General features: G+C 70.5%; 30 protein-coding genes. 19 read left to right on the forward strand and 11 right to left on the reverse strand.

The features are described 5' to 3' along the window. Positions 1 to 330 precede the first annotated feature (330 nt). Together AB0I51_RS25850 and AB0I51_RS25855 are read left to right on the forward strand one after the other, a co-directional pair. Positions 331 to 549: a helix-turn-helix domain-containing protein gene (locus tag AB0I51_RS25850; protein ID WP_019060653.1), complete on the forward strand. Its 219-nt coding sequence runs from the start codon at positions 331 to 333 to the stop codon at positions 547 to 549. Between the two features lie 117 nt (positions 550 to 666). After that, the gene (locus tag AB0I51_RS25855; RefSeq protein WP_362978930.1) at positions 667 to 1479 is read left to right on the forward strand and encodes an enoyl-CoA hydratase/isomerase family protein; all 813 of its coding nucleotides are present in this window, start codon (positions 667 to 669) and stop codon (positions 1477 to 1479) included. A gap of 18 nt (positions 1480 to 1497) precedes the next feature. Here AB0I51_RS25855 and AB0I51_RS25860 read toward each other — a convergent pair whose 3' ends face one another. Then, on the reverse strand, positions 1498 to 2250 hold the full coding sequence (locus AB0I51_RS25860; RefSeq protein WP_362978932.1) for a nucleopolyhedrovirus P10 family protein: 753 nt from the start codon (positions 2248 to 2250) through the stop codon (positions 1498 to 1500). An 86-nt stretch (positions 2251 to 2336) separates the two neighbouring features. Between AB0I51_RS25860 and AB0I51_RS25865 the strand changes: the two genes are divergently transcribed. The 5 genes from AB0I51_RS25865 to amaP are packed head-to-tail and all read left to right on the forward strand — an operon-like array spanning position 2337 to position 4710. After that, positions 2337 to 2822 (forward strand): Asp23/Gls24 family envelope stress response protein, encoded by a 486-nt coding sequence (locus tag AB0I51_RS25865; RefSeq protein WP_362978934.1) that lies wholly within the window; start codon positions 2337 to 2339, stop codon positions 2820 to 2822. A 58-nt stretch (positions 2823 to 2880) separates the two neighbouring features. Then, positions 2881 to 3066, forward strand: a complete 186-nt coding sequence (locus AB0I51_RS25870; RefSeq protein WP_019060657.1) for a hypothetical protein — start codon at positions 2881 to 2883, stop codon at positions 3064 to 3066. After that, positions 3063 to 3455, forward strand: coding sequence for a hypothetical protein (locus AB0I51_RS25875; protein ID WP_362978936.1), 393 nt, complete (start codon positions 3063 to 3065; stop codon positions 3453 to 3455). Before AB0I51_RS25870 ends, AB0I51_RS25875 begins: the two co-directional genes overlap by 4 nt. After that, a complete protein-coding gene (locus tag AB0I51_RS25880; RefSeq protein ID WP_362978938.1) occupies positions 3452 to 4126 on the forward strand; it encodes a DUF6286 domain-containing protein in 675 nt (224 codons plus the stop codon). The genes AB0I51_RS25875 and AB0I51_RS25880 overlap by 4 nt, the downstream gene beginning before the upstream one ends. Positions 4127 to 4131: 5 nt before the next feature. Further along, the gene (gene amaP / locus AB0I51_RS25885; RefSeq protein WP_362978940.1) at positions 4132 to 4710 is read left to right on the forward strand and encodes an alkaline shock response membrane anchor protein AmaP; all 579 of its coding nucleotides are present in this window, start codon (positions 4132 to 4134) and stop codon (positions 4708 to 4710) included. 7 nt (positions 4711 to 4717) lie between these two features. Here the strand turns inward: amaP and AB0I51_RS25890 are convergent, their stop codons facing one another. From AB0I51_RS25890 to AB0I51_RS25910, 5 genes are all read right to left on the reverse strand, one after another. Then, positions 4718 to 5473: an SDR family oxidoreductase gene (locus AB0I51_RS25890; protein ID WP_362978942.1), complete on the reverse strand. Its 756-nt coding sequence runs from the start codon at positions 5471 to 5473 to the stop codon at positions 4718 to 4720. A 5-nt stretch (positions 5474 to 5478) separates the two neighbouring features. Next, on the reverse strand, positions 5479 to 7266 hold the full coding sequence (locus tag AB0I51_RS25895) for a glycoside hydrolase family 15 protein (RefSeq protein ID WP_362978944.1): 1788 nt from the start codon (positions 7264 to 7266) through the stop codon (positions 5479 to 5481). Between the two features lie 70 nt (positions 7267 to 7336). Then, on the reverse strand, positions 7337 to 8164 hold the full coding sequence (locus AB0I51_RS25900; RefSeq protein WP_362978946.1) for an SURF1 family protein: 828 nt from the start codon (positions 8162 to 8164) through the stop codon (positions 7337 to 7339). Between the two features lie 27 nt (positions 8165 to 8191). Then, entirely contained in the window at positions 8192 to 8425 is a 234-nt protein-coding gene (locus AB0I51_RS25905) for a hypothetical protein (RefSeq protein WP_078532401.1), read from the reverse strand. A gap of 93 nt (positions 8426 to 8518) precedes the next feature. Further along, entirely contained in the window at positions 8519 to 9508 is a 990-nt protein-coding gene (locus tag AB0I51_RS25910) for a DEDDh family exonuclease (RefSeq protein WP_362978948.1), read from the reverse strand. 172 nt (positions 9509 to 9680) lie between these two features. Here AB0I51_RS25910 and AB0I51_RS25915 point away from each other — a divergent pair, with 172 nt between their 5' ends. The 8 genes from AB0I51_RS25915 (at position 9681) to AB0I51_RS25950 (ending at position 17387) form a co-directional block, all read left to right on the forward strand. Beyond that, positions 9681 to 10478 carry an acetoacetate decarboxylase family protein gene (locus AB0I51_RS25915; protein ID WP_362978950.1) on the forward strand — a complete coding sequence of 266 codons (798 nt, stop codon included), beginning with the start codon at positions 9681 to 9683 and terminating at the stop codon, positions 10476 to 10478. Next, the gene (locus AB0I51_RS25920; RefSeq protein WP_362978952.1) at positions 10478 to 11362 is read left to right on the forward strand and encodes an SDR family NAD(P)-dependent oxidoreductase; all 885 of its coding nucleotides are present in this window, start codon (positions 10478 to 10480) and stop codon (positions 11360 to 11362) included. Before AB0I51_RS25915 ends, AB0I51_RS25920 begins: the two co-directional genes overlap by 1 nt. Before the next feature lie 14 nt (positions 11363 to 11376). Beyond that, positions 11377 to 12660: an amidohydrolase family protein gene (locus tag AB0I51_RS25925; RefSeq protein WP_362978954.1), complete on the forward strand. Its 1284-nt coding sequence runs from the start codon at positions 11377 to 11379 to the stop codon at positions 12658 to 12660. Then, the gene (locus tag AB0I51_RS25930; protein WP_362978956.1) at positions 12657 to 13895 is read left to right on the forward strand and encodes an amidohydrolase family protein; all 1239 of its coding nucleotides are present in this window, start codon (positions 12657 to 12659) and stop codon (positions 13893 to 13895) included. The genes AB0I51_RS25925 and AB0I51_RS25930 overlap by 4 nt, the downstream gene beginning before the upstream one ends. A 25-nt stretch (positions 13896 to 13920) precedes the next feature. Then, entirely contained in the window at positions 13921 to 14643 is a 723-nt protein-coding gene (locus AB0I51_RS25935; protein ID WP_362978958.1) for a VIT family protein, read from the forward strand. Between the two features lie 126 nt (positions 14644 to 14769). Next, the gene (locus tag AB0I51_RS25940) at positions 14770 to 15636 is read left to right on the forward strand and encodes a sterol desaturase family protein (protein WP_362978960.1); all 867 of its coding nucleotides are present in this window, start codon (positions 14770 to 14772) and stop codon (positions 15634 to 15636) included. Beyond that, a complete protein-coding gene (locus tag AB0I51_RS25945; protein WP_362978962.1) occupies positions 15633 to 16298 on the forward strand; it encodes a lysoplasmalogenase in 666 nt (221 codons plus the stop codon). Before AB0I51_RS25940 ends, AB0I51_RS25945 begins: the two co-directional genes overlap by 4 nt. A gap of 42 nt (positions 16299 to 16340) precedes the next feature. Next, the gene (locus AB0I51_RS25950) at positions 16341 to 17387 is read left to right on the forward strand and encodes a zinc-dependent alcohol dehydrogenase family protein (protein WP_362978964.1); all 1047 of its coding nucleotides are present in this window, start codon (positions 16341 to 16343) and stop codon (positions 17385 to 17387) included. Between the two features lie 32 nt (positions 17388 to 17419). On the opposite strand, the gene AB0I51_RS25955 is transcribed toward AB0I51_RS25950, so the two are convergent. The 3 genes from AB0I51_RS25955 to AB0I51_RS25965 form a co-directional block, all read right to left on the reverse strand. Beyond that, positions 17420 to 18430 carry a CopD family protein gene (locus AB0I51_RS25955; RefSeq protein WP_362978966.1) on the reverse strand — a complete coding sequence of 337 codons (1011 nt, stop codon included), beginning with the start codon at positions 18428 to 18430 and terminating at the stop codon, positions 17420 to 17422. A gap of 101 nt (positions 18431 to 18531) precedes the next feature. Beyond that, the gene (locus AB0I51_RS25960) at positions 18532 to 19929 is read right to left on the reverse strand and encodes a CoA transferase (protein ID WP_362978968.1); all 1398 of its coding nucleotides are present in this window, start codon (positions 19927 to 19929) and stop codon (positions 18532 to 18534) included. Positions 19930 to 20051: 122 nt separating this feature from the next. After that, a complete protein-coding gene (locus AB0I51_RS25965; RefSeq protein ID WP_362978970.1) occupies positions 20052 to 21584 on the reverse strand; it encodes a S8 family serine peptidase in 1533 nt (510 codons plus the stop codon). Positions 21585 to 21895: 311 nt separating this feature from the next. Here AB0I51_RS25965 and AB0I51_RS25970 point away from each other — a divergent pair, with 311 nt between their 5' ends. From AB0I51_RS25970 to moaA, 3 genes are all read left to right on the forward strand, one after another. Then, the gene (locus AB0I51_RS25970) at positions 21896 to 22252 is read left to right on the forward strand and encodes a DUF485 domain-containing protein (RefSeq protein WP_362978972.1); all 357 of its coding nucleotides are present in this window, start codon (positions 21896 to 21898) and stop codon (positions 22250 to 22252) included. Further along, entirely contained in the window at positions 22249 to 23868 is a 1620-nt protein-coding gene (locus tag AB0I51_RS25975; RefSeq protein WP_362978974.1) for a cation acetate symporter, read from the forward strand. The genes AB0I51_RS25970 and AB0I51_RS25975 overlap by 4 nt, the downstream gene beginning before the upstream one ends. A gap of 158 nt (positions 23869 to 24026) precedes the next feature. After that, complete coding sequence (gene moaA, locus AB0I51_RS25980) at positions 24027 to 25016, forward strand: GTP 3',8-cyclase MoaA (protein ID WP_362979038.1); 990 nt, start codon at positions 24027 to 24029, stop codon at positions 25014 to 25016. 45 nt (positions 25017 to 25061) lie between these two features. Here the strand turns inward: moaA and AB0I51_RS25985 are convergent, their stop codons facing one another. Then, complete coding sequence (locus AB0I51_RS25985) at positions 25062 to 25280, reverse strand: hypothetical protein (RefSeq protein WP_362978976.1); 219 nt, start codon at positions 25278 to 25280, stop codon at positions 25062 to 25064. Between the two features lie 223 nt (positions 25281 to 25503). After that, positions 25504 to 25902 carry a DUF3099 domain-containing protein gene (locus AB0I51_RS25990; protein ID WP_362978978.1) on the reverse strand — a complete coding sequence of 133 codons (399 nt, stop codon included), beginning with the start codon at positions 25900 to 25902 and terminating at the stop codon, positions 25504 to 25506. Positions 25903 to 26148: 246 nt separating this feature from the next. Between AB0I51_RS25990 and AB0I51_RS25995 the strand changes: the two genes are divergently transcribed. Next, on the forward strand, positions 26149 to 26427 hold the full coding sequence (locus AB0I51_RS25995; RefSeq protein ID WP_362978980.1) for a GlsB/YeaQ/YmgE family stress response membrane protein: 279 nt from the start codon (positions 26149 to 26151) through the stop codon (positions 26425 to 26427). The last annotated feature ends 86 nt before the right edge of the window (positions 26428 to 26513 follow it).

Here is a 26513-nt window from a genome sequence, read left to right on the forward strand (position 1 = left end):
GCTTGATCAACGGCGTATGGATCATTCGGCCTACCGGTGATCCACCATCTGTGTGAGATCTCCTCGTACCGAGGTGTGTCCTACATCAATTTTCCGGCCGAGTCCTTTATCGACAAGGGCTCGGCCGGTCCGCGTCTCTGACCAGGTATTTCGCGCAGCAACTCGTTCGGCCGTACGGACGCGGCCGTTAGGAATTCCACATTCCACTTGTGGGGACGCGCTCCTGTCGTCAAAACCTTGTCTTACGGACCTTGCCGAATGGGTGGCCATGAACGCTTGGAGGGGTGATCATGAGGAGACCAAGAGCGCACTTCCCATGAGGAGGCACGGGTGGCCGAGACTCTGAAGAAGGGCAGCCGGGTAACCGGCGCCGCGCGCGACAAGCTCGCGGCAGACCTGAAGAAGAAGTACGACTCCGGTGCGAGCATCCGGGCGCTGGCCGAGGAGACCGGCCGCTCGTATGGCTTCGTACACCGGATGCTCAGTGAGTCGGGCGTCACGCTCCGTGGGCGTGGCGGGGCGACCCGGGGCAAAAAGGCTTCGGCCTGACCCCGAGCGGCTCGACGGCTTCGATGGTGGCCACCCGGTCGGACGACTGACCGGCCGGGTGGTTACTGTGCAGTCACTTAGCTCTGCTCTGTTGACCGCACACATCGGAGGCGCCCCATGGCTTCGCCCGAACAGGACGACAAGGACCTCGGTCCCGTACTCGACAAGGACGGGGTACGGCTCACCGTCGACGACGCGATCGCCACGGTGACGCTGACCAACCCGGCCAAGCGCAACGCTCAAAGTCCTGCTCTGTGGCGGGCGTTGGCGGAGGCCGGGCGGTTGCTGCCGGGCTCCGTCCGTGTCGTGGTGCTGCGTGCCGAGGGCAAGTCCTTCTCGGCCGGACTCGACCGGCAGGCGTTCACGCCCGAGGGCTTCGACGGCGAACCGTCGTTCATCGACCTCGCGCACAGCAGCGACGCCGTGCTGGACGAGGCCATCGCCGGGTACCAGGAGGGCTTCACCTGGTGGCGGCGCAGCGACATCGTGTCCATCGCCGCCGTACAGGGGCATGCCATCGGCGCCGGCTTCCAGCTCGCCCTCGCCTGTGACCTGCGCGTCGTCGCCGACGATGTGCAGTTCGCCATGCGCGAGACCAGCCTCGGACTGGTGCCCGACCTGACCGGCACCCACCCGCTGGTGGGGCTCGTCGGCTACGCCCGCGCGCTGGAGATCTGCGCGACCGGGCGCTTTGTCGCGGCCGAGGAAGCGGTGAGCACCGGCCTGGCCAACATCGCCGTCCCCGCCGACCAGGTCGAGGACGCCGTACGCGACCTGGCGACGGCCCTGCTGGCCGCGCCGCGCGACGCCGTCATCGAGACCAAGGCGCTGCTCCAGGGCGTCCAGGGGGGGGCGTACGACGATCAGCGCACCGCCGAGCGCGCCGCCCAGGCGCGACGGCTGCGGGACCTGGCAGGCGTCGGCGAATAGGCGTCGGCCGCTCGCTGTTCAGTCGATCCTCGTGACGAGTACTGCCACGGTCGGGTGACCGGGCAGCACCTCGCCGACCTTCGCGCGGACCCCCCGGGCCACCTCCAGGGCCCGGTGGTCCGCGTGCACGGCGACCTCCACGCGCGCGTGCAGCCGCGGCAGCGCACCTTCGTCCCGCCGTTCCTCGATGTGCACCGCCCGCCCCAGCCCGCCCAGCACACCGGTCAGCCGGGCCACGCCCGGGACGCCGAGCGCAGCCGCGATGACCAGGGACTCGCCGCCGTCATCAACATTGACCGTCTGGTCAATGTCATCAACGTGGTCAATGTCGGCCGCGGCGTGATCCACACCGTCCGCACGGTCAACGTCGTCCATATGGTCCAACAGGGCTGTCACCTGTAGATCAACCTCCGTCACCACCAGCCCGAGGCGCTCCGCCGCGGCCCTCGCCAGGGCCGTGCGCAGCCGGGAAGCGGTCGTCGGAAGGGGCTCGGTCGCCACGGCCGCGAAGTCGGCCGTGATCCGCAATGGGCCGGGCGGCAGGGCCCCCGGCGGTGGCGGTACGGCAGGCTCCTGGGCGTCCTCCGGATCCGCGAGCGCGATGCGCAGCGCGCCCAGCCGCACGCCCCGTACATGCTCCGTCACGCCCCGCAGCACGGCCTCGGCCGCCCGCTCCGCGATCCACGCGCCGTCACGCCTGTCGCCCAGGGGCAGCAGCCTGCCGAGCCCCAATTGCTGCCGTACCGCTCGCGTCCATGAGTCCGCCGTCATTCCTCCAGCCTGCCGCATCCCCGGCGCGAGAGAATGGAAGCGCACTTACCGTGGTCGAAGGACGACGACCGAAGGGACGCACGGCGATGACCGACATGACGGAACGGAACCGGACGCAGGACCCCGACGGCGAGAAGGAGCCGCTGCAGACCCGTAAGACCCCCACCAAACGAGGCGGCGGCGACCCGGCGTCCAGGGGGCGCACCACCATCGCCGACGGGGTCGTGGAGAAGATCGCCGGGCTGGCCGCACGGGACGTCCTGGGCGTCCATGCCATGGGCAGCGGGCTGTCCCGCACCTTCGGGGCCGTGCGCGACCGGGTGCCCGGCGGTTCGAAATCGGTGTCCCGGGGCGTGAAGGCCGAGGTCGGCGAGCTGCAGACCGCCCTCGACCTGGAGATCGTCGTCGATTACGGCGTGTCGATCGGCGATGTCGCCCGGGCCGTACGGGAGAACGTCATCGCGGCCGTGGAGCGGATGACCGGACTCGAAGTCGTAGAGGTCAACATCGCGGTCAGCGATGTGAAGCTGCCCGACGAGGAGGACGAGGAACCGGAGCCCCGGCTCCAGTGACCGGGTCGACGGATGACCTCATGGACAGTGGGCCGACGAACGAGCTGAGGAGCGCAGGATGAGCAGGGCCGTGGTCGGCATGATCGCCGGAATGGCGCTGGGCTTCGCCGGATACTTCGGCGGGTTCGGCGCGTTCCTGCTGGTGGCTGCCCTGGGCGCCATCGGGTTCGTCGTCGGCCGGTTCCTCGAAGGGGACCTGGAACTCGGCGACTTCTTCCGCTCGCGCGACGACCGGCGGCGGTGACGTCCGTGAGCGGCGGGGCCGGCGCGCTCGACGAACGCGGCAGACCCCTGGCGGTCGTCGCGCCCGGTGAGCGGGGTGCCACCCGGATCGCCGACCGGGTCGTGGCGAAGATCGCCGTGCAGGCGGCCCGCGAGGCGCTGGGACCGCTGCACCCGGACGCCGCGCCGCCGCATGCCACCGTCGTCGTACACCACGAAGCGGTACGCGTGCGCGTGCACCTCGAACTCGACTATCCCTGCGACATCGGCGACCGCTGTCTTCGGGTGCGTCGACAGGTGGTTCAGCGGGTACGCGCGTTGGTGGGCATGGAGGTGCCCGAGGTCGCCGTTCAGGTGGAACGGCTGCATCCGGCACAGGCACACCGCGCGGCACAGGGGAGGACGCGATGAGCGAGCCCCAAGGCTCCGAAGGCACGACCCAACGACTACCGGTCATCGAGAAGGAGAACGACCCCGGACACGGCGGCTACGACCCGGCGGCGGACCGAGGTCCCGCCCCCCAGGTCGACGGCGGTGGCAAGGACGGCCGCTTCTGGTCGGCGCGCCGCGTCCCCGCGGGCGTCGTCGCCGTCCTGCTGCTCGCCGGCGCGGGCGCCCTGCTCTACGACATCACCGCCGTACGCGCCGAACGGCCCGCCGCGCACTGGCGCCGCGAGCTGGCCCGGCAACTCGCCGAACGGCCCCTGGACGGCACCTGGGTCCTCGTCGGCGCCGGCATCGCCGCCGCCCTCGGCCTCTGGCTGATCGTGCTCGCACTCACGCCCGGCCTGCGCCAGGTGCTGCCGATGCGCCGCACCCACGCCGACGTCCGGGCCGGACTGCAACGCGCCGCCGCCGCGATGGTGCTGCGCGACCGGGCCATGGAGGTCTCGGGCGTGCAGTCGGTGCGGGTACGCACGAGCCGGACGAAAGCCGATGTCCGCGCGGTGTCCCATTTCCGGGAACTGGACGATGTACGCGCCGACTTGGACGCCGTGCTGACCGACGCGATCACCGGACTCGGGCTGGCCGGGCCGCTCGCGCTGTCGCTGCGCGTCGACCGTTCCGGACGGAAGGGGTGAACGCGGTGCTGAGGGTGGTCAACCGTGTGGTGATCGGTGTCGTGGGTCTCGTGCTGGTCGTGCTCGGCGGCTCCGTGCTGGCGGTCGGGCTGGGAGTGAAGCCGCCGTCCTGGTGGATCTACGACGGCCGTCACGACGTACTCCTGAGCGACGCCCGGCGGACCCGCTGGCGGCACGACGGCTGGTGGTGGCCCACGGTGCTCGCGGTGCTCGCCGTCCTCGTCCTGCTGGCGCTGTGGTGGCTCGTCGCGGTGCTGCGGCGGCGCCGGCTCACCGAGGTCGCCGTCCGCACCGGCGACGGCGAGGGCGCGCTGCTGCGGGGCCGGGCCCTGGAAGGCGTCCTCGCCACCGACGCGGGCGAGCTGGACGGCGTGGCCCACGCGCACGTGCGGCTCGTCGGCACCCGCACGGCACCCGAGGCCCGCGTCCGGCTCGGTCTGGACCCGCACGTGGATCCCGGAGTCGCCCTCGACCACCTGACGGCCAACGCCCTGGCCCACGCCCGCGATTCGGCGGGCCTGGACGCACTGCCGACGGAGGTACAGCTGACGGGTGTCAAGCACCGTGCGGAGCGGGTCGGTTGACGGTTCGTCAGAACCCGTGCCGCATGCCGCCGTCGACCGGCACCATGATCCCCGTCAGATAGGACGCGGCCGGCGACAGCAGGAACGCCGCCACCCGCCCGAACTCGTCCGGCGTCCCGTACCGCCGCAGCGGAATCCGCGTCTCGTTGGCCCTCCGGGTGGCCTCCGGGTCCGCGGACATCCCGTCCAGCTCGCGCACGCGGTCCGTGTCGATGCGGGCGGGCAGCAGTCCGACGACACGGATGCCGCGCGGCCCCAGCTCGTCCGCGAGGGACTTGCCGAAGCCGGCCAGGCCGGGCCGCAGTGCGTTCGAGATCGTCAGCCCGGGGATCGGTTCGTGCACCGAACCGGACAGCACGAAGCCGATGACCCCGCCCGCCTCCAGTTCCCCGGCCGCCGCGCGGGCGAGCCGTACCGCGCCGAGGAACACGGACTCGAACGAGGCCTGCCACTGCTCGTCGGTGGTGTCCGCGACGAACCCGGGCGGCGGCCCGCCGACGCTCACGAGGATGCCGTCGAAGCGCCCGAAGCGGTCGCGCGCGGCGGCGATCAGCCGGCCGGGCGCCTCCGCGTCGGCGTTGTGGACGGCCACGCCCACCGCGTTCGGCCCCAGTTCGGCCGCCGCGTCCGCGGCCCGCTGCTCGTCCCGCCCCGTGACGACGACCTTCGCGCCGTCGGCCACCAACTCGCGCGCGGCGGCGTTGCCCAGTCCACGGGTGGCCCCCGTGACGACGTACACCCGGTCCTTCAGTCCAAGATCCATGGTCCCTATCCTGCCCTCTCGTCCCCGAACAGGGTGAGGGCGGTGTTCACCAGGCCGATGTGGCTGAACGCCTGCGGGAAGTTGCCCAGCTGACGCCCGGCCACCGGGTCGTACTCCTCCGCGAGCAGCCCCACGTCGTTCGCGAGCCCCACCAGACGCTCGAACAGCACCCGGGCCTCCTTCGTACGGCCCGTCATGTACAGCGCGTCCACGAGCCAGAACGAGCACGCCAGGAAGGTGCCCTCGTCGCCCGGCAGCCCGTCCACGGGGATGTCGGCGGCGGTGTCGTAGCGGCGTACGAAGCCGTCGTGGCCGAGCGCCGCCTGGACCGCGTCGACCGTGCCGACGACCCGGGGATCGTCGGGCGGCAGGAAACCGAAGCGGGGGATCAGCAGCAGGGCGGCGTCGAGTTCCTGCGAGCCGTAGTACTGCGTGAACGTGTTGCGTACCGGGTCGTAGCCCTTCTCGCACACGTCCTTGTGCACCGCGTCCCGCAGCTCGCGCCAGCCCGACAGGTCCCCGGGGAGGTCGGCGTACTCCTCCAAAGTGCGTACGGCCCGGTCGGCGGCCACCCACACCATGACCTTGGAGTGCACGAAATGGCGGCGCCCGCCGCGCACCTCCCACAGCCCCTCGTCGGGCTGCCGCCACTGCGCGCGCAGCCACTCCAGGAGGATGCTCTGCAGCGACCACATGTGCGGTTTCGGTGACAGACCCGCGCGCCGTGCCAGCCACAGGGAGTCCATGACCTCCCCGTAGACGTCGAGTTGGAGCTGGTTGACGGCGCCGTTGCCGATCCGTACGGGGGCCGAGTCGCCGAAGCCGGAGAGGTGCGGCAGTTCGAACTCGGGCAGCCGCCGCTCGCCCGCCACGCCGTACATGATCTGCAGGTCCGCCGGATCGCCCGCGACCGCGCGCAGCAGCCAGTCGCGCCAGGCCTCGGCCTCCTTGTGATAGCCCGCGGTGACGAGAGCGCCGAGGGTGAGGCTGGAGTCGCGCAGCCAGCAGTAGCGGTAGTCCCAGTTGCGTACGCCGCCCATCTCCTCGGGCAGCGAGGTGGTGGCCGCGGCGACGATGCCGCCCGTCGGGCGGTAGGTGAGGGCCTTGAGGGTGATCAGGGAACGTACGACCGCGTCCCTGTAGGGGCCGTCGTAGCTGCAGCGGGCCGCCCAGTGCACCCAGTCCACGACGCTGGTCCGCAGCGACTTGTACGGGTCGACGAGCGCCGGACGCGGCTCGTGCGAGGGATGCCAGGTGAGGACGAAGGCGACCTTCTCACCGGCCTCGACGGTGAACTCCGAGAGGGTGCTGAAGTCCTCGCCCCAGGTGCGGACCTCGGGTTCGCTGCGCAGCCACACCGAGTCGGGACCCGCGACGGCCACCCGGTGCCCGTCCGCCCTGCGCACCCACGGCACGACCGCCCCGTAGTCGAAGCGCAGACGGAGCCTGCTCCGGACGGTGACCTTGCCGCTCAGACCCTCCACGATGCGAACGACATCGGGGGCGCGGTGGCGCTGGGGCATCAGGTCCGTGACGCGTACCGTGCCCTCGTCGGTCTCCCACTCCGTGTCCAGGACCAGGGTGTCGGGGCGGTAGGCGCGGCGGGTGCAGCGGTCCGCGCCCGCGGGGGCGATGCGCCAGTGGCCGTTCTCCTCGTCACCGAGCAGTCTCGCGAAGCAGGCCGCCGAGTCGAAGCGTGGCAGACACAGCCAGTCGACCGAGCCGTCCATGCCGACCAGGGCCGCTGTCTGTTCGTCGCCGATGAGGGCGTAGTCCTCGATACGTGGGTGCACGGGGTGCGGGTTCCCTGAGTATCGACCACGCAATCAAGGTCGGGGCCGGGCGGGTGAAGCACAGGAGGGGTCACACCGGCGCGGGCTCGGCCTCCGCCGTCTCCGCTTCCTTCGCCGCCGCCTCCCGGCGGTCGCGGGCCTCGCGGCGGGCCAGGACGACATAGCCGACGGGTACGGCCGCGGCGAACAGCCACCACTGGATCATGTACGCGTAGTTCAGCGGGGCGTCTTCCTTGCCCGGGTCGGAGATCTGCTCCGGGGTGCCGCCCTTCGCCTCGGGCGCCGTCTGCTCGACATAGCCGCCGAGCACCTGGGCATGCAGCCGCTTCGCCTGCTCCTCACTGTTGATCAACATGATCTGGCGGTCGGGCAGGCCCTTGATGTCCTTGATGCCGCTCGCAGCGGTCGTCTCGTCGGCCATCAGACGCCCGGTGATCGTGGTCCTGCCGCCCGGCGGCGCGGGGATCTTCGGGAAGGCGGTCTGCGCGCCGTTCGCCGGGATCCATCCACGGTTGATCAACACCACCTTGCCGTCCGTCAGCACGAAGGGGGTGAGTACATGGAAGCCGACCTCGTCGTCGTCATTGGTGCGGCGCCGGACGACGACTTCCTTGGAGGTCTCGAAGGTGCCCGTCGCGGTGACGGTGCGGTACCTCTCCGTGCGGGTGACCGCGTGCCCGGGGGTGCTGATCCGCTCCACGGGGACCGCCTTGGCGTGCAGCGCGTTCGTGACCAGCTGGTTCCGGGCGCTGCGCATCTCGTAGCGGTGCATCTGCCAGATGCCCAGCCTGATCATCGTGGGGATCAGGAGAAGGGTGATCAACGCGAGGATCACCCACTGCCGGGACATCAGGAAGCGGTACACCCCACGACCGTACAACTCGGTCGTGGGGCGCATTCAGCGGGGTCTGTCCTCGGACCGTCCTCAGACCTTGTCGATGATCCCCACCTTCCCCTCCGCCCGCGCACAGTGGCCGCCGCAGAACCAGTGGCCCTCGACCTCCACGCCCTGGCCGATGATCTGCACCCGGCAGTGCTCGCAGATCGGGGCCATGCGGTGGATCGCGCAGGAGAAGCAGTCGAAGACGTGTACCGCGCCCTGCGCGTGCACCTCGAAGCTCATGCCGTAGTCATTGCCGCACACTTCACATCTCGCCATGCGCCACAGGGTGGGCCGTCCGCCCGGCACGGGCGAGCGGACGCGGGGCGAGTCGTACGGCAATCACCCGTCCGTACGGTCACCGGGGCACCGTCAGTCGGCCGCCTCGACGTCCCGCAGCAACTGCCCGAACGCCGCCTCGTCCACCACGGGCGTGCCGAACTGGCGGGCCTTGACCACCTTCGAGGTGCCCGAGTCCGGGTCGTTCGTGACGAGCAGGCTGGTCAGCCGGGACAGGCTCGTGGCGACATGCAGCCCGGCCTCCACAGCACGGTCCTCCAGGAGCTCGCGCTCGATGGACGTGTCCCCGGAGAACGCGATCCGCATCCCCTGCTTGAGCGGCTTGCCGTCCTCGAACCGGCCCGGGTTCGGGTACGGACACGCGGGCCGCTTGCGCGCGGGACGCCAACTGCCCGCCCCGTAGCCGCTGTAGCCGCCCCCCTGGTGACCGATCCGGGGCGCCGGCCGGTCGGCGGTCCACTCGGTCAGCGGCCGGCACTCGTGCAGCGGCAGCCGTACGCCGCTGCTCGCCGCCGCCCGCAGACTCGGCCGGAACGCCTCGGCGAGCACGCGCGCGTCGTCCAGCGCGTGGTGCGCGCGCTGCTGCACGACACCGAAGTGCGCCGCCAGGGACTCCAGCTTGTGGTTGGGCAGCGGCAGGGACAGCTCCTTGGAGAGCGCGATGGTGCACAGCCGCTGCCGGACCGGGGGCTCGATCTGCACGCGCGCGTACTCCCGCGCGATCATCTGCCAGTCGAAGACCGCGTTGTGCGCGACGAGCACCCGGCCCTCCAGGCGGGTCGCGAACTCCTCGGCGATGTCCTTGAAGAGGGGCGCGCCCTCCAGTACGTCACTCGTCAGACCGTGGATCCACACTGGGCCGGGATCGCGCTCCGGGTTGACCATCGTGTACCAGTGGTCCTCGACCTCGCCGAGCGCGTCCAGACGGTAGACGGCCGCGGAGATTATCCGGTCGTCCCGGGCCAGACCGGTGGTCTCCACGTCAACTACCGCATACCCCTGGGGATACGCGGCCGGCCACGGAGTGGCAGCGGACACTGCTGGCGAGTGGTCTTCGAGCATGGTCACTGAGGATACGGGCCGTCACTGACAGCCCTGTCCCTCAGGTGGTCTGTCCCGCCCGCCCGTTCGGGTCCGCCGAACGCACGCGCGCGTGGCTATGGACCTTTCGACCGCCCGGTGCAAGCGTGCTGCCCGCCTGACGGATGACGGCCTACGAAGGGCGGTACGGCGTATGGCACGCGTACGGTACGGCGCACGGACCGAGGCGGAGATCGCCGCCGCACGCACTGCGAGCGCAAAGCTCCCGGACATCTGGTCCACCGGTGTGGTGGCCGTCTGGGAGAGCGACCCGGACGCGGTCGCGGCGGTCCTGCCGCCGCCCCTCAAGCCCACGGGCCGGCCCCTGGTCCGGGTGAACATAAGCAAGGTCGAACTGACCGGATACCCCCTGGGCGCGGGCTCGTTCGCGGTCGCCGCCGCGCACGACGGCGTCGAGGGCTGGTACCCGCTGGTCATGCCGATGACCCACGAACGGGCCCTCACCGGCGGCCGTGAGGTCTTCGGCGAACCCAAGAAGCTCGGCGAGGTCACCGTCGAACGAGTGGGCCTCGTCGTGCACGCGTCCCTCGCCCGGTACGGTATCGCCTTCGTCGAGGTCCGCGGCGCGGTCACCGAGGAACTGCCCCTCCCCGGGCCGACCCGGAAGACCGACTTCTACTTCAAGTTCCTTCCCGCGGTGGACGGTTCCGGCTTCGACGCCGACCCGGTGCTCGTGCACTGCCTGCGCAACGAGAAGGTCCGCCGCCTCGAACGCGTCACCGGAGACGTCGTCCTGCGCGAGTCCGTGTACGACCCGGTCGCCGACCTCCCCGTACGCACCCTCGTCGACATCACCATCGGCGAGAAGACCAGCGACCAGCGCGGCAAGGTCGTCGAACGGGTCGACGCGCGCGCCCTGTTGCCGTACATCCACCAGCGTTACGACGATCCGCAACAGGTCCATGACGGGCCCCCGGAAGGGAGCGTCTGATGGAGCTGAGGGAGGGGCAGGTCGCCGTCGTCACAGGGGCCGCGAGCGGGATCGGGCTCGCGATGGCGCGGCGGTTCGCCGCCGACGGGCTCAAGGTGGTCCTCGCCGACGTCGAGCAGGGCGCCCTCGACAAGGCCGCCGCCGACCTGCGCGCCGACGGCGCCGATGTGCACGCGCGCGTGGCCGACGTCGGTGTACGCCAACAGGTCCTGGATCTCGCCGAGTCGGCGTACGACACGTACGGCGCCGTCCACGTCCTGTGCAACAACGCGGGCGTCGGCTCGGGCGCCGAGGGCCGGATGTGGGAGCACGAACCGAACGACTGGCAGTGGGCGTTCGCCGTCAACGTGTGGGGTGTCTTCCACGGCATCCAGGCGTTCGTGCCGAGGATGATCGTGTCGAATCAACCCGGTCATGTCGTCAACACGTCCTCCGGGGACGGCGGTATCGCCCCGCTGCCCACCGCCTCCGTGTACGCGGTCACCAAGGCGGCCGTCGTGACGATGACCGAGTCCCTGTACGCCCACTTGAGAGCGGAGCACGCGCGTGTGGGTGCCTCGGTGCTCTTCCCGGGGCCGCACATGCTGCGCACGGGCCTGTGGGAGTCGCACCGCAACCGGCCCGCCCGGTACGCCAAGGAGCGGCCCCGCAGGACCCCTTACCGCAGCCTCGACCAGTGGGAGAGCGCGATGAAGGCGGCGGGCAAGGAGGTCGCCTTCACGCCCGTCGAGGAGGTCGCCGACCTCGTCGTGGACGGCATCCGCGCGGACCGCTTCTGGCTGCTGCCCGAGAGCGAGCACAGCGATACCCAGATCCGGGCACGCGCGCGCTCGATGCTCGACCGCTCGAACCCGTCGTATCTGGAGAGCTTCATCCTGGACTGACCGAGGGGACTGTTGTGACCGACCAGGAGCCGTACCTGATCATCTCCTCCGACTGCCACGCCGGGCTGCCAACCGAGGAGTACCGGCCCTATCTGGACGCCCGGTTCCACCGGGACTTCGACGAATTCCTCGCCGGACGCGACCGGCGCCGCGAGGAGATGACCCGGCTCGGCATCCGCAACGAGGCGTTCGCCACCAAGTGGTTCCAGGACAACGAGGAGGGCCTGCGCGGGGGTTGGGACACCGCGCAGCGCCTCAAGGAGCTGGACGGCGACGGGGTCGCCGCCGAGGTGGTCTTCCCGGACGCCGACGCGGTCGACAGTCAGACCGCCGCGCCCTTCGGAGTCGGACTCGGCCTCTCCGGGGACCAGGACCCCGAGTTGGGCATGGCGGGCGCGCAGGCACACAACCGCTGGCTCGCCGACTTCGTCTCCGAGAACCCCGAACGGCACTGCGGGGTCGCCCTGTTGCCGGTGACGGCCCCCACGGAGAAGGTCGTCGCGGAGATCCACCGCGCCAAGGAGTCCGGGCTCGGCGCCCTGATGATCCCCTCCATGTGGGTCGACAAGGAGCCCTACCACGACCGCTGTTACGACCCCGTGTGGGCAGCCGCCGCCGAGTGCGCGATGCCCGTGCTGACCCACTCCGGGGCCGCGCCCCGCCACGAGTACGGCGACCACCTCGGCATCTACGTCAGCGAGGTGACCTGGTGGCCCGCCCGGCCGCTCTGGTTCCTGCTCTGGTCCGGGGTCTTCGAGCGTCACCCGGGCCTCAAGTTCGGTGTCGCGGAGTCGGGTTGCTGGTGGCTGCCGAACCAGCTGTGGTTCATGGACCGCCTCTACCTCGGCGCCCACGGCGGCAAGAAACTCTCACCCTTCGCGGAGCTGAAACGGCCGCCGAGCGAGTACCTCGACCGCCAGGTCTTCATCTGCGCCACCAACACCAAGCGCCGCGAGTTGGCCCAGCGATACGAGATCGGCGTCGACAACATCCTCTGGGGCAGCGACTTCCCGCACCCCGAGGGCACCTGGCCCGACACGCGCGCGTGGCTGAAGCGCACCTTCCACGACATCCCGGTCGACGAGACCCGCCGCATGCTGGGCCTGGCGGCGGCCGACGCCTTCGGCTTCGACGTGGCGGCCCTGGAGCCCCTGGCACGACGGATCGGTCCCACCCCCGCCGAACTCGGCCAGCAGGACGACCAGGAGGCCGTGAGGGCGTCCTGGGCGCGCTCCCGCGAGGTCGGGCGGCACTGGCTGACCGACCACGACTTCCCGGTCCTGGGGGTGACGCCATGAGCGCCACGAGTGAGGACCGGTACACGGTCATCTCGGCGGACTGCCACGCGGGCGCCGATCTCCCCGACTACCGGCCCTACTTGGAGAAGCGGTACCACGACGAGTTCGACGCGTGGGCGGCCACCTACGTCAACCCGTACGAGGACCTGGTCGCCGACACGGCCGACAAGAACTGGAACTCCGCGCGGCGGATCGCGGAGCTGGAACAGGACGGGATCGTCGCCGAGGTCGTCTTCCCGAACACCGTCCCGCCGTTCTTCCCGTCCGGCTCCCTCATGGCGCCCGCGCCGACGGCCGAGGAGTTCGGGCGCCGCTGGGCCGGCCTGCGCGCCCACAACCGCTGGCTGGCGGACTTCTGCGCGGCCGCGCCGGGCCGGCGGGCGGGTGTCTTCCAGATCTTCCTGAACGACGTCCAGGAGGCCGTCCAGGAGATCCGGTGGGCGGTCGAAGCGGGCCTCAGGGGCGGTCTGTTGCTGCCCGGCACCCCACCGGGCTCGGGGCTGCCGGAGCTGTACTCGTCGACGTACGACCCGATCTGGGCCGTGTGCGCGGAACTCGGCGTGCCCGTCAACCACCACGCGGGCTCGGCCGCCCCGCCCCTCGGCGACGAACCGGCCGCCCGCGCGGTGTTCATGGTCGAGACGACCTGGTTCTCGCACCGCGCCCTGTGGCACCTGATCTTCGGCGGTGCCTTCCGCCGCCACCCGGACCTGAAGCTGGTGCTGACCGAGCAGGGTTCCGGCTGGATACCCGGGGTGCTCGACATGCTGGACTACTACCACGGGCGCCTGGTCGCGGCGGCGTCGAAGGCGACCACCGCGGAGTCCAGGTTCGGCGCCGGGCTCGCCGCCTCGATGGGCAAGGGTCCGTCGGAGGTCTGGCGCGACAACTGCTTCGTGGGCGCCAGTTTCATGCGCCCGCACGAGGTGCCCCTGCGCGACCGCATCGGCATCGAGAAGATCATGTGGGGCAGCGACTACCCGCACGACGAGGGCACTTATCCGTACTCCAGGGAGGGCCTGCGCTTCGCGTACGCGCGCGTGCCGCGCGACGAGGTCGCCGCCATGCTCGGCGGCAACGCGGCCCGCCTGTACGGCTTCGACCTGGACCTCCTGGACCCCATCGCGGCGAAGGTCGGCCCCACGGTCGGCGAAATCGCGCAACCGCTCGCCGAACCGCCGGCGGACGCCACGAGCCCGGTGTTCGCGCGAGGGGCGTCGGTACGAGTGTGGTGACGCGAGGGGTGGGATCCTCCGGGGTGTGACGGAACCGACCAATGACGAGGCCCATGACGAGGCCCACAGCGGCCCACTGGGCTCGCGGCTGAACTGGCTGCGGGCGGCGGTACTGGGAGCCAACGACGGCATCGTGTCCACGGCGGGGCTGGTCGTCGGCGTGGCCGGCGCCACGGACGACCGCTCCGCGCTGCTGACTGCCGGCCTGGCGGGCCTCCTCGCCGGCTCCATGTCGATGGCGGCGGGGGAGTATGTGTCCGTCTCCACCCAGCGCGACTCGGAGAAGGCCGCCCTGGCCCTGGAGAAGCGCGAGCTGAAGGAGCAACCGGAGGCCGAGCTGGAGGAGTTGACCGAGCTTCTCCAGGACCGCGGCCTGTCCCGTGAGGTGGCCATGGAGGCGGCGGCCCAGCTCACGGAACGCGACGCGCTGCGCGCCCACGCGCGCGTGGAGCTCAACATCGACCCCGACGACCTCACCAACCCCTGGCACGCGGCCTGGGCGAGCTTCCTGTCCTTCACGGTAGGCGCGCTGCTGCCGCTGCTGGCGATCGTCCTGCCACCGGCGGACTGGCGCCTCGGCGTCACCGTGGTGTCGTCGCTGGCGGCACTGGTCCTGACGGGCTGGAGCAGCGCACGGCTCGGCGCGGCGGACACGAGACCGGCGATGCTGCGGAACGTGATGGGCGGGGCACTCGCGATGGGGGTCACCTACGCGGCGGGGGCGCTGCTGGGGGCGGTGGGGGTGTAGCGGACCCACTGCCCGGGCGCGGCGGGCCCATTGGCGGAGATCGCCAACAAGCAAGCGCGTACCCCAGGAAATACTTGTGGGTAACAACGTCTAGTCGTGACCGATTCGCGGTCCTACGGTTCACCCATGCCGAACCTGCCCGATGCCGTGCTCTGGTCGATACCCGCCTTCGTGCTGCTCACCGTGATCGAGATGATCAGCGTGCGCATCCACCCCGACGAGGACGCGGCGGGCTACGAGACGAAGGACGCGGCGACGAGCGTCGGCATGGGGCTCGGGAGCCTCGTCTTCGACTTCCTCTGGAAGATCCCGATCGTCGCGATCTACACCGCGATCCACGAACTCACCCCGCTGCGCGTGCCCGTCCTCTGGTGGACGATCCCGCTGATGCTGCTCGGGCAGGACTTCTTCTACTACTGGTCCCACCGCGGCCACCACGTGATCCGCATCCTGTGGGCCTGTCACGTCGTCCACCACTCCAGCCGCAGGTTCAACCTCACCACGGCCCTGCGCCAGCCCTGGACGACCCTCACGGTATGGCCGTTCTACGTCCCGCTCGTCGCCCTGGGCGTGCATCCCGCCGCGCTGGCGTTCTGCTCCTCGGTGAACCTCGTCTACCAGTTCTGGATCCACACCGAGCGGATCGACAAGATGCCCCGATGGTTCGAGTTCGTCTTCAACACGCCGTCCCACCACCGGGTCCACCACGCATCCCAGGGCGGCTATCTGGACCGCAACTTCGGCGGCATCCTCATCGTCTGGGACCGGCTCTTCGGGTCGTTCGTCCCGGAGGTCGAGCGGCCCGTCTACGGGTTGACGAAGAACATCAACACCTTCAACCCGATCAAGGTCGCCACCCACGAGTACGTCGCCATCGCCAAGGACCTGAAGAAGGCGACCAGTTGGCGCGAGCGCGCGGGGCGGGTGTTCCGGGGACCGGGCTGGACGCCGGCGGCTGCGGCGGAACAGAGCGAAGAGCCCGTGGCCGCGTGAGAGCCTCCCGGGCGCTGCTCGGTGCCTTCGTCCTCGCCACAGTCCTCGACCTCGTCTCCCTCCTCGTGGGCTTCCGCGCCGGACATCTGGTCACCAAACCGCTGATCGTGCCGCTGCTCGCCGCCTTCGCCGCCCGCGCGGGCGGGCCTCGGCTCCTGGTCGCCGCCCTGCTGTGCGGCTGGGGCGGCGACGTCCTGCTGCTCTCCGACACCGACCCCGCCTTCATGGCCGGGATGGCCTCCTTCGCCGCCGGTCACGTCTGCTACCTCGTCCTGTTCCGGCGCCACGGTCCGCCACGCGCGCGTGCGGGTCTGCTCGCATTCGGCTACGCCGTCGCCCTCGTCACCCTGGTCGTCCTGCTGTGGCCCGGCCTGCCGGCCGGCCTCCGTGTCCCCGTCGCCGGCTACAGCACCCTCCTGACCGCCATGGCGTACACCGCGGCCACCAGGCTCGGCCCGGTCGCCGGGCTCGGCGGGGCGCTCTTCATGCTCTCCGACACCCTCATCGCGACCGGCGTCGCCGACTGGCCGCAGCTGCCCCGGCCCGACTTCTGGATCATGCTGACCTACGCGGCGGCACAGTTCCTGCTGGTCCGGGGTGCCCTCGATGCGCGGCCCGCACCGGCGGCGGCTTACCGTGAAGTGCGCTCGACCACCCCCTGAGCGCACCGCACCAGCAGACCAGCGACGAGAAGGACCCTCGCCATGCGCGCCACCACCATCCACGCCCCGTTCGACATGCGCGTGGAGGACGTGCCCGAGCCGATGGTGCAGCTGCCCACCGACGCCGTGGTCCGGGTGCTGCGCGCCTGCATCTGCGGCAGTGACCTGTGGGCGTACCGCGGCGAGGCGGACCGGCAGCCGGGGCAGCGGATCGGACACGAGTTCCTCGGGATCGTGGAGGAGACCGGCTCGGAGGTGAACGGTGTCAGGGCCGGTGACCTCGTGGTCGCGCCGTTCATGTGGTCCGACGGCGTCTGCGCGTACTGCCGCGAGGGCCTCACCACCTCCTGCGTGCACGGCGGCTTCTGGGGTGCCGTGGGCTACGACGGCGGCCAGGGCGAGGCGGTACGCGTGCCCTTCGCCGACGGCACGCTCGTACGGCTCCCCAAGGAGGCGGCCTCCGACGACCACCTGCTGTCCGCCCTGCTGACCCTGTCGGACGTCATGGGCACCGGCCACCACGCGGCCCTCGGCGCGGGCGCCCGCAAGGGTGCCACCGTCGCCGTCGTGGGCGACGGAGCGGTCGGCCTGTGCGCCGTGCTCGCCGCCAAGCGCCTCGGCGCCGAGCGGATCATCGCCCTCGGGCGCCACGAGACCCGCACGGCCATCGCGCGCGACTTCGGCGCCACCGACGTCGTCGCCGAACGCGGCGAGGCCGCCGTCGAGGCCGTCCGCGAACTCACCCGTGGCCAGGGCGCGCACTCCGTCGTCGAGGCCGTCGGCACCGAGCAGTCCATGCGTACGGCCGTCGGTATCACGCGCGACGGCGGCGCCATCGGCTTCGTCGGCGTGCCGCACGGCAGCGGCACCGGCCTGGACCTCGGGGTCATGTTCGACCGGAACATCGCGCTGCGCGGCGGAGTCGCGCCGGTCCGCGCGTACATCCCGGAACTGCTGCCCGACATCCTCGACGGCATCATCGACCCCTCGCCCGTCTTCGATCTCACGGTCGGCCTGGAGGGCGTGCCCGACGGCTACAGGGCGATGGACGAGCGCACGGCCCTGAAGGTCCTGGTCGTCAACAGTTGATCAATGCCGGCGCCGGTCAACACTGGATTCGATCAATGCCAGCGAATCGGCACCGGCAGGGCGGTCAACAGTCCGGAGACCACGACCACCACCCCCAGGACGACGACCTCGGCCCGCGCGGGTGAGAAAGCGGCCAGCGGATCGGTGGCGCGCCGCAGCCGGTAACGCGCCCACAGCGCGAGTACGGCGACGGTTGCGACGAGGAGCACCTTGGCGAGCAGGGTGCGCCCGTACGCCGTCGTCGTCAGCTGGTCCAGGATCGTGCCGGCCGGCATCCTGCGCAGCGAACTCCACACCCCCGTGGCGGTGATCGCGGCGAGCAGCACGGCGGCCACGCGCGCGTAGAGACCCAACAGCGCGGCGCCCGCCTCGGTGTCCCGCCACTGCCGCAGCGTCCGCAGCGCGTGCAGCAGCCCGCCGGACCACAGCGCCGCGCACGTCAGATGCACCAGGGTCAGCTCCGAGCCGACCAGCTGGCTGTGCTCGCCCACCGGGTGCGCGCGCAGCGCCTCCGCGAGGACCACGGCGGCAAGGGGCCACACCTGTACGGCGGGCCGGCGCGACCGGGCGCACAGGGCCGCCACCGCGAACGCGTTGACCTCCAGGAGCGCCAGCTTGCCGTCGCGGGACTGGTAGAGGCCGCCGACGTCGATCTCGGAGAGACGGTGCGGCACCAAATTGCCCGTCGCCACGACCGACGCGAGTCCCAGCGCGGCGACGAATCCGGCACCGGCTGCGTGCAGGGCCCAACTCCCGGGGCCGTTCTGGGGAGCGCCGGGCACGGTGCGTGCCAGCCGGTTCACGAACAATTCGCCCAACGGCACGCACAGCGCGCCGAACAACACCGCCCGCAGCAGCGCGATGCCACCGACACCGGGCGCGGCGGCCTCCCCGGTGCCGTGCAGCGCTGCGGACGGGCCGAGCAGCGGAATCAGCGCGGCGAGCAGCACCAGGGCCAGTACGGCGACGGCCCGGCGCGTACCGGGGCGCCGCCCGGGGCCGCTGGTGTCGGCCGCTTCGACAGTCGGTCGTATCAAGGTCACCCCAAGATCTTCACCAGCCGTCACAGAACCGGGCAAGTGCAACAAAGTAACTGGCGGAACCGGATTCCGCTCACAGTTACGTTTCCGCCCCGCCCCCCGGATCAAGCCCAACGAGCCGGGTCCGTGCCCCAACGGCCCGGCGGGCGCGCCCAGTTCACGGGCCCGCCGGCGAAGGAGACCGGCGACAGCGCGTGCCGCAGCCGCCCGATACCGCTGCCAGTCTCGACCAGCCAGGCGTCCGGCTGGTTGTACGCCGCCCCACTCCGCACACGCACCGTCGGGTCTTCGGCGCGTGCCGCCCCGCCCGCCGTCAGCCACGCCGCGGTCCGTGCCAGCGCCAGCCGCAGTACGAGCCCGCAGCCCTGCTCCGACCGCTCCGTCAGCGCCCGTAGCACCGACGCCGCCAGCAGATACCCGGTCCCGTGGTCGAGGGCCTGCGCGGGCAGCGCGCCGGGCCGCTCGGGCGACCCCTCGGTGGCCGCGATGCCGGTGGCGGCCTGCACCAAGCTGTCGAATCCGCGCCGTCCGCCCCACGGTCCGTACGCACCCCACGCCGACAACCGGGCCACGATCGGCCCGGGCCGGCGGTCGGCCAGCGCCTCGGGGGAGAGCCCGAACCTGTCCAGGGCGCCCGGCCGGTACCCGGTGACGACCACATCGGCTTCCCCGAGCAGCTCCTCGAAGGTCCGCCGGTCGGCCGCCAGACCGAGATCCAGACGTGTCGACCGCTTCCCGAAACCGGTGTCCGCGTGCGCGTCGGGATCCTCGGGCAACTGCGGGGCGTCCACGCGCAGTACGTCCGCGCCCAGCAGCGCGAGCGTGCGGGTGGCGACCGGGCCCGCGATCACCCGGGTCAGATCGAGCACACGCACCCCGGCCGCCGGCAGCAACGGATCTCCGTCGAGCGGCGGCAGCGCACGCGCGCGTGCCGTGTCGAGCCGCTCGCGCTCGACAAGAGGCCGCCCGGCCACCGCGACCCCCTGCGGGTGTACGGCCCACTCAGCCGCCGTCCGCAGTGCGACCGCGAGGCCTCCGGCGGCGTACACGGTCTCCTCCACCTCCGAAGCGGACCGTTCGGCGAGCACGTGGGCCACGTCCTCCACGGAGGCGTCGTCCGGCAGCCCCAGCGCGCCCAGCAGTCGCGCCCGGTGATGCGGATAGTTCGCGTGGGTGCGGACCCAGCCGTCGGCCGTCCGCCAGAACCGCGACAGCGGCGCGAAGGAGACAGGCGCCCTCCCGTCGATCAGCAGATGCCGCTCACTGACGAACGCCGTGGCGACGGCCCCGTCGTCGACCCGTACCCCGGGCACCTCCGTGAGCCCGGCCCGCCGCGCCCCCAGCTCGGCGGCGGCCAGCGCACACGCCCCCACACAGGCCCGGGCCAACTCCCGTACGGGAAGCCGTGCTTCGAGCGCCTCTCGGCGCGCGACGGTCGAGACACGCGGGACCAGGGCGGGGTCGCCGCCCAGCGCGGCCCATGCCACCTTGATATTAATCATGATTGAACTATGCATTATTGATTTGATCAATGTATCTGTGGCGGCGATTCAGACATGAACGGGCCGGGCGGAGATCCGCCCGGCCCGAATCAACAGCATCAACAGAGAGAAGCAGGTACGGGCTACTTGACCGCCCGCAGCGCGTTGACGATGCCGAAACCGTAGAAGCCGTTGACGCGCTTGCCGCCCACGCAGGTCGCGTCCGCGATGCCGTCGCCGTTGGTGTCGTACACGTCGGTCGGGCAGCCCGGGTTGTCCGCCTCGGCCTTCAGCAGCGCCTGCAGCTGGGCCGGAGAGGCGTGCGGGTGCGTGGACTTCAGCAGCGCGGCCACGGCGGCGACGTGCGGGGTCGCCATCGACGTGCCCTGGAGGTAGCCGTACGTGTTGTTCGGCAGCGTGGACAGGATGCGGCCGTTCTTCGACGGGGTGTCCGGGATCTGCCGGGCGTCCCCGCCCGGCGCCGACACGTCGATCACGCCCTGGCCGTAGCTGGAGAAGTACGACTTGGCCTTCGTGACACCGACCGAACTCACCGTCACGACACCCGGCAGCTGGGTCGGTACGTCGAAGCACTCGTGCGGGTCGACCGTCCGGGTCACCGCGGTGGAGTCGTCGGGGCTGGAGTCGTCGACCAGGGCGTGGGAGTCGAGGTCGTCGTTGGAGTTGCCGGCCGCGGCGACATTGAGCGTGCCCTTGCTCTGGGCGTACAGCTGGGCCCTGTTGACCGCGTCGACGATGGCACGTTGATCGGGGTCGTCCATGCAGTTGTACAGCCAAGGATCAACGTAGTAGCTGTTGTTGGTGATCTCCACGCCGTGATCCGCGGCGAACACGAACGCGCAGACCACGCTCTCCGGGTAGAACAACTGGCTGGAGTCCGGCTCCGCCACCGTGATCCCGGCGACCTTCACGCCCGGCGCGACCCCCGCCACACCGATGCCGTTGCGGGCGGCGGCGATCTCGCCGGCGACATGCGTGCCGTGGTAGTGGGCGGAGTCCACGGGACGCCAGGAGCCGTACGTCGTGTCCGCCTTGCCGCCCACACAGTTCGCGGACTGCGAGGGGGAGAAGTTCGGGGCGATGTCCGGGTGGGTGTCGTCGACGCCGACGTCGATGACGGCGACCGTCACGCTCTTGCTGCCCGGGTTGATCTTCGCGGCCTTGTCGGCGCCGATGGCGGGCAGGTCCCACTGGTCGGCTTCGAGGGGCTCGCTGTCTCCGGCCGCGGCGGAGGCCTTCGCCGTCTTCACGGCCTGCTCCTTGGAGAGGTACTGCACCGCGCCCTCGTCCGTCGTCGAGGCGAGGCTCAGCGGCGCAGTGCGCGTGGCACCGGCCGACTGCACACCGGGCACCTTGCGGATGATCATCCCGAAGTCGGGGTTCGCCGAGTGCACGACGATCACGCCGATCTGTTCGTACGTCACCACGATGGTGCCGCCGGCCGCGTTGATCGCCTTCTTGACCGTGTTGATCGTCCGGTGGTCCAGTCGAGTGTTGACCACATACGCGAGGTTGGGCGCGTCGGCGGCCTGTGCGGTGGTCTCCGCGATCGGGACCGCCGAAGCCGCCGACGGGAGGAAACCGAGCGAGGCGGTCAGCGACAGCACGACCGGTACGGCGAGGGCGAGCCGGTGTCTGGGGCGCAGATGAGCCATGGGATCTCCACATCATCCGGAAACGAAAAGGCCCGAGACGTGGTGCCTCCCGGGCAGGTACATGACGAGTGGTGCCAGCTGAAGTTATCTCCCGCGAGGGCTGGCCAGCAATGACTTCCCAAAGGCGAGTCCTGAAAGAAGTCAAAGGAGTTGAACCGGTCCACGCGTGGCGCCGTGACCTTGGGCAGGAAGCGCCAGCAGGATCGGGGACCCCTCGATATCGCGCAGGGAAGTCGCCCGATCACTCCTGGTGGCGTGATCCGTAGGTCTGTGAGGTCGAAACCAGCATGTCCGCAACGCGAGGAGACACCGTGGCCACCGAGACACCACCGCCCTCGAAAGCCGAACGCAAACTCCCCAGTACCGAGGAGTTCGAACAGGTCCAGGAGAGCGCGGAGTTCGCCGAACTGCGCCGCGCCCACCGCTCCTTCGCCTTCCCGCTGACCGTCGCCTTCATCGCCTGGTACCTCCTGTACGTCCTGCTGTGCAACTACGCGGACGACTTCATGGACACCAAGGTTGTCGGCAACATCAACGTCGCCCTCGTCCTGGGCCTCGGCCAGTTCCTCACCACATTCCTCATCGCCTGGTGGTACGCGCGGTACTCCGCCGCGAAGCTCGACCCCAAGGGTGAGGCCATCAAGTCCCGGATGGAGGGCGGCGCATGAGCCCCGCGATCACCCTGGCCGCCGGTGAGGCGAGCCAGCACCGGCCGCTGATCATCACCCTGTTCGCGGTCTTCGTCGCCGCGACACTCGTCATCACCGTATGGGCGGGCCGCCAGACCAAGAACGCCGCCGACTTCTACGCGGGCGGCCGGCAGTTCACCGCCTTCCAGAACGGCCTGGCCGTCTCCGGCGACTACATGTCCGCCGCGTCCTTCCTCGGCATCGCGGGCGCCATCGCCCTCTTCGGCTACGACGGCTTCCTGTACTCGATCGGCTTCCTGGTCGCCTGGCTGGTCGCCCTGCTCCTGGTGGCCGAACCGCTGCGCAACTCCGGCCGCTACACCATGGGCGACGTCCTCGCCTACCGCATGCGCCAGCGCCCGGTCCGTACGGCGGCCGGCACCTCCACCATCGTGGTGTCGATCTTCTACCTGCTGGCCCAGATGGCCGGCGCGGGCGTCCTGGTCTCCCTGCTCCTGGGCATCACCAGCGACGCGGGCAAGATCGGCATCGTCGCCCTGGTCGGCGTCCTGATGATCGTGTACGTCACCATCGGCGGGATGAAGGGCACCACCTGGGTCCAGATGGTCAAGGCCTGTCTGCTCATCGCCGGCGCCCTGCTGCTGACCTTCCTGGTGCTGCTGAAGTTCAACTTCAACGTCTCCGACCTGCTCGGCAAGGCCGCCGACAACAGCGGCAAGGGCTCAGCCTTCCTGGACCCCGGCCTCAAGTACGGCGCCACCGGCACCACCAAGCTGGACTTCATCTCCCTGGGCATCGCCCTGGTCCTCGGCACCGCCGGCCTGCCGCACATCCTGATCCGCTTCTACACGGTGCCCACCGCCAAGGCCGCCCGTAAGTCGGTCAACTGGGCCATCGGCCTCATCGGCGCCTTCTACCTGATGACTCTGGCCCTCGGCTTCGGTGCCGCGGCACTGATCAAACCGGACGAGATCATCGCCTCCAACAAGGCGGGCAACACGGCGGCCCCCCTGCTGGCCCTCCATCTGGGCGGGGTCGACTCCAACTGGGGCGCCATCCTGCTGGCGAGCATCTCGGCGGTCGCCTTCGCCACGATCCTCGCGGTCGTCGCCGGCCTCACCCTGGCCTCGTCCTCGTCCTTCGCCCACGACATCTACGCCAACGTCATCAAGCGGGGACAGGCGACGGAGAAACAGGAGATGGCCGCCGCCCGGTACGCCACGGTCGGCATCGGCGCCGTCTCCATCCTCCTCGGTGCCCTCGCCCGTGACCTGAACGTCGCCGGCCTGGTGGCCCTGGCCTTCGCGGTCGCCGCCTCCGCCAACCTGCCGACGATTCTCTACAGCCTCTTCTGGAAGCGCTTCACCACCTCAGGGGCCCTCTGGTCGATCTACGGCGGCCTGGTCACCGCGGTCGGCCTGGTCCTGTTCTCGCCGGTCGTCTCCGGCAAGCCCGCCTCGATGTTCCCGGACGTCGACTTCCACTGGTTCCCCCTGGAGAACCCCGGCATCATCTCCATCCCGGTCGGCTTCCTGCTGGGCTGGCTCGGCACGGTCCTCTCCAAGGAGGAGCCCGACACCGCCAAGTACGCGGAGCTGGAGGTACGGTCCCTGACCGGCACCGGAGCCCACTGAATCCCCTCCGGGTCCCCCACGCCGACGGCCGCGTCGTAGATCCCTACGACGCGGCCTCGCCGTACCTCGTGGGATCGGGCCGCTCTCGTTGTCAGAGGTGTCGCGTAGGCTCGCAGGTGTCGGAAAACATGCGATCCCAATTGAGGGAGGAGGCCCACGTGCTCATCGACACCTATGGCCGAGTGGCCACCGACCTGAGGGTTTCGCTGACCGACCGGTGCAATCTGCGGTGTACGTACTGCATGCCCGAAGAGGGCCTGCAGTGGCTTGCGAAGCCCGACCTCCTCACGGACGACGAGATCGTCCGCCTGATCGACATCGCGGTCACCTCCCTCGGTATCGAGGAGGTCCGCTTCACCGGCGGCGAGCCCCTGCTGCGCCCCGGATTGGTCGGCATCGTCGAGCGGGTCGCGGCTCTTAAGCCCCGCCCCCGGATGTCCCTGACCACCAACGGCATCGGCCTCAAGCGCACGGCGACCGCACTGAAGAAGGCGGGCCTGGACCGGGTCAACGTCTCGCTGGACACCCTGCGCCCGGACGTCTTCAAGACCCTCACCCGCCGCGACCGCCACCAGGACGTCCTCGACGGCCTCGAAGCCGCCCACGACGCGGGCCTGACCCCGGTCAAGATCAACTCGGTCCTGATGCCGGGACTCAACGCCGACGAGGCCCCGGACCTGCTGTCCTGGGCCGTCGAGCACGACTACGAACTGCGCTTCATCGAGCAGATGCCCCTGGACGCCCAGCACGGCTGGAAGCGCGAGGGCATGGTCACGGCCGGCGACATCCTCGCCTCCCTCCGCACCCGCTTCGAGCTGACCCCCGAAGGCACCGACGAGCGCGGCTCGGCACCGGCCGAGCGCTGGATCGTGGACGGCGGCCCGCACCGCGTGGGCGTCATCGCCTCGGTCACCCGCCCGTTCTGCGGATCCTGCGACCGCACCCGCCTGACCGCCGACGGCCAGATACGCAACTGCCTGTTCGCCCGCGAGGAGACCAGCCTCCGCACCGCCCTGCGCACCGACGCTCCGGACGAGGAGATAGCCCGCATCTGGCGCCAGGCGATGTGGGGCAAGAAGGCGGGCTCGGGCCTGGACGACCCGTCGTTCCTCCAGCCGGACCGGCCGATGTCGGCGATCGGCGGCTGAGCAGCCGTCGTAGACGAAGGGGCGCTACGGAACTTCGGGTGGGCCCTACGGGATCTCGGGCGCTTCCCAGTCCTCGAACTTGACGACGTCCTTCAAAAAGCTCCGCACACCGAGGAACTGGGACAGATGCTCGCGATGCTCCTCGCACGCGAGCCATGTCTTGCGCCGCTCCGGCGTGTGGACCTTCGGGTTGTTCCACACGAGGACCCACACGGCGTCGGCGCGGCAGCCCTTCGCAGAGCAGATGGGTGTCTCGTCACTCACGGGAACTCACGGAACTCGTCTCACAGATGCGCTGAAAAGGCGACGCCGAGCAGCCACGGGGGGAGCTGCCCGGCGTCGGTCTGTCGCTCCGACGGGGGATGCGGAGCGCGTACGAAGTATGTCACGGGTAACCGGTCGCTCGGCACCGGAACAACATGATTGATCTGAGCTTTTCTTGAGCTTGGTGCGGAGCCGACTTCCGTTTATGGCACGTTCGCCATGGTCACGACCGGCCCTGCGGTTCGCCCCGCACACCGGGCGTCGGCTCGGGCACGACCTCTTCCGGGACGGGTTCCGCGCCACTCTCGTTCGACCGCGGCGGCGTGATCATCGGCCGCGGCGGCGCGGTGACGAACGTCGACGGCAGACCGGGCGCGTTCTCCCGCCCGGCATTGGCGATCACCACGGCGACATAGGGGAGAAGCACACCGAGTACCAACGCGACGATCGCGACGTGCCGTTCGACGTTCCACAGCGAGACAGCGAGGATCACCGACGCCGTACGGATCGACATCGAGATGACATATCGGCGCTGCCGACCGCGGACATCCTCCGCGAGTCCCGTCCGGGCTCCGGTGATCCGGAACACCTGGGCGTTGCCTTCGCCGTGCAGCTTCCGCATCACATTCCACCATCCGCCCGCATCGGACTTTCCCCGGCCTGCACCCCGGTTCGCAACCGATCCGGGAACCGGGCCCCGATACGTCCCACGTTACGCCGCGCCTGCGCAGCCTTCGAGACCGGGGCACCCCGGGCCCGGGCGGGGAACCTGCGCCGTACCACGTACGGCCGTACCCGACATGCGGCGTACGGCGACCGGGCCCACACTTGGCGTAATGCTCACGTCGAGCCGTACAAGGAGGCAGCCATGGGCTGGTTGTGGGCGATCATCGTGGGATTCGTGCTGGGCCTGATCGCGAAGGCGATCATCCCGGGCAAGCAGCACAGTCCGCTCTGGCTGACCACCATCTGCGGCATTCTCGGCGCCATCGTCGGCAACGCCGTCGCCCGGGCGTTCGGCGTCGAAGCGACCAGAGGCATCGACTGGAGCCGCCACGCGTTCCAGCTCATCGCCGCGATCATCATCGTCTTCGTGGTCGACATGGCGTACATGGCGACGATCGGCAAGAACAAACAGAGAGCCTGAGGACAGCGCCCCGTCAGGGGCGCGGGGAACTGCGCGACCGGCCACAACGAGCCGGCAGACCGCACACCACCCGCGCCCCCTACGGC

The organism is Streptomyces sp. NPDC050549, from assembly GCF_040655035.1.
Taxonomy (GTDB): Bacteria; Actinomycetota; Actinomycetes; order Streptomycetales; family Streptomycetaceae; genus Streptomyces.

What these genes read in the sequence shown, in the direction of transcription:
- AB0I51_RS25855 (WP_362978930.1), top strand. Translation starts at nt 667, where the DNA reads ATGGCTTCGCCCGAACAGGACGACAAGGACCTCGGTCCCGTACTCGAC.
- AB0I51_RS25860 (WP_362978932.1), bottom strand. Translation starts at nt 2,250, where the DNA reads ATGACGGCGGACTCATGGACGCGAGCGGTACGGCAGCAATTGGGGCTC.
- AB0I51_RS25865 (WP_362978934.1), top strand. Translation starts at nt 2,337, where the DNA reads ATGACCGACATGACGGAACGGAACCGGACGCAGGACCCCGACGGCGAG.
- AB0I51_RS25870 (WP_019060657.1), top strand. Translation starts at nt 2,881, where the DNA reads ATGAGCAGGGCCGTGGTCGGCATGATCGCCGGAATGGCGCTGGGCTTC.
- AB0I51_RS25880 (WP_362978938.1), top strand. Translation starts at nt 3,452, where the DNA reads ATGAGCGAGCCCCAAGGCTCCGAAGGCACGACCCAACGACTACCGGTC.
- AB0I51_RS25890 (WP_362978942.1), bottom strand. Translation starts at nt 5,473, where the DNA reads ATGGATCTTGGACTGAAGGACCGGGTGTACGTCGTCACGGGGGCCACC.
- AB0I51_RS25900 (WP_362978946.1), bottom strand. Translation starts at nt 8,164, where the DNA reads ATGCGCCCCACGACCGAGTTGTACGGTCGTGGGGTGTACCGCTTCCTG.
- AB0I51_RS25905 (WP_078532401.1), bottom strand. Translation starts at nt 8,425, where the DNA reads ATGGCGAGATGTGAAGTGTGCGGCAATGACTACGGCATGAGCTTCGAG.
- AB0I51_RS25910 (WP_362978948.1), bottom strand. Translation starts at nt 9,508, where the DNA reads ATGCTCGAAGACCACTCGCCAGCAGTGTCCGCTGCCACTCCGTGGCCG.
- AB0I51_RS25915 (WP_362978950.1), top strand. Translation starts at nt 9,681, where the DNA reads ATGGCACGCGTACGGTACGGCGCACGGACCGAGGCGGAGATCGCCGCC.
- AB0I51_RS25920 (WP_362978952.1), top strand. Translation starts at nt 10,478, where the DNA reads ATGGAGCTGAGGGAGGGGCAGGTCGCCGTCGTCACAGGGGCCGCGAGC.
- AB0I51_RS25930 (WP_362978956.1), top strand. Translation starts at nt 12,657, where the DNA reads ATGAGCGCCACGAGTGAGGACCGGTACACGGTCATCTCGGCGGACTGC.
- AB0I51_RS25940 (WP_362978960.1), top strand. Translation starts at nt 14,770, where the DNA reads ATGCCGAACCTGCCCGATGCCGTGCTCTGGTCGATACCCGCCTTCGTG.
- AB0I51_RS25950 (WP_362978964.1), top strand. Translation starts at nt 16,341, where the DNA reads ATGCGCGCCACCACCATCCACGCCCCGTTCGACATGCGCGTGGAGGAC.
- AB0I51_RS25960 (WP_362978968.1), bottom strand. Translation starts at nt 19,929, where the DNA reads ATGATTAATATCAAGGTGGCATGGGCCGCGCTGGGCGGCGACCCCGCC.
- AB0I51_RS25965 (WP_362978970.1), bottom strand. Translation starts at nt 21,584, where the DNA reads ATGGCTCATCTGCGCCCCAGACACCGGCTCGCCCTCGCCGTACCGGTC.
- AB0I51_RS25975 (WP_362978974.1), top strand. Translation starts at nt 22,249, where the DNA reads ATGAGCCCCGCGATCACCCTGGCCGCCGGTGAGGCGAGCCAGCACCGG.
- AB0I51_RS25990 (WP_362978978.1), bottom strand. Translation starts at nt 25,902, where the DNA reads ATGCGGAAGCTGCACGGCGAAGGCAACGCCCAGGTGTTCCGGATCACC.
- AB0I51_RS25995 (WP_362978980.1), top strand. Translation starts at nt 26,149, where the DNA reads ATGGGCTGGTTGTGGGCGATCATCGTGGGATTCGTGCTGGGCCTGATC.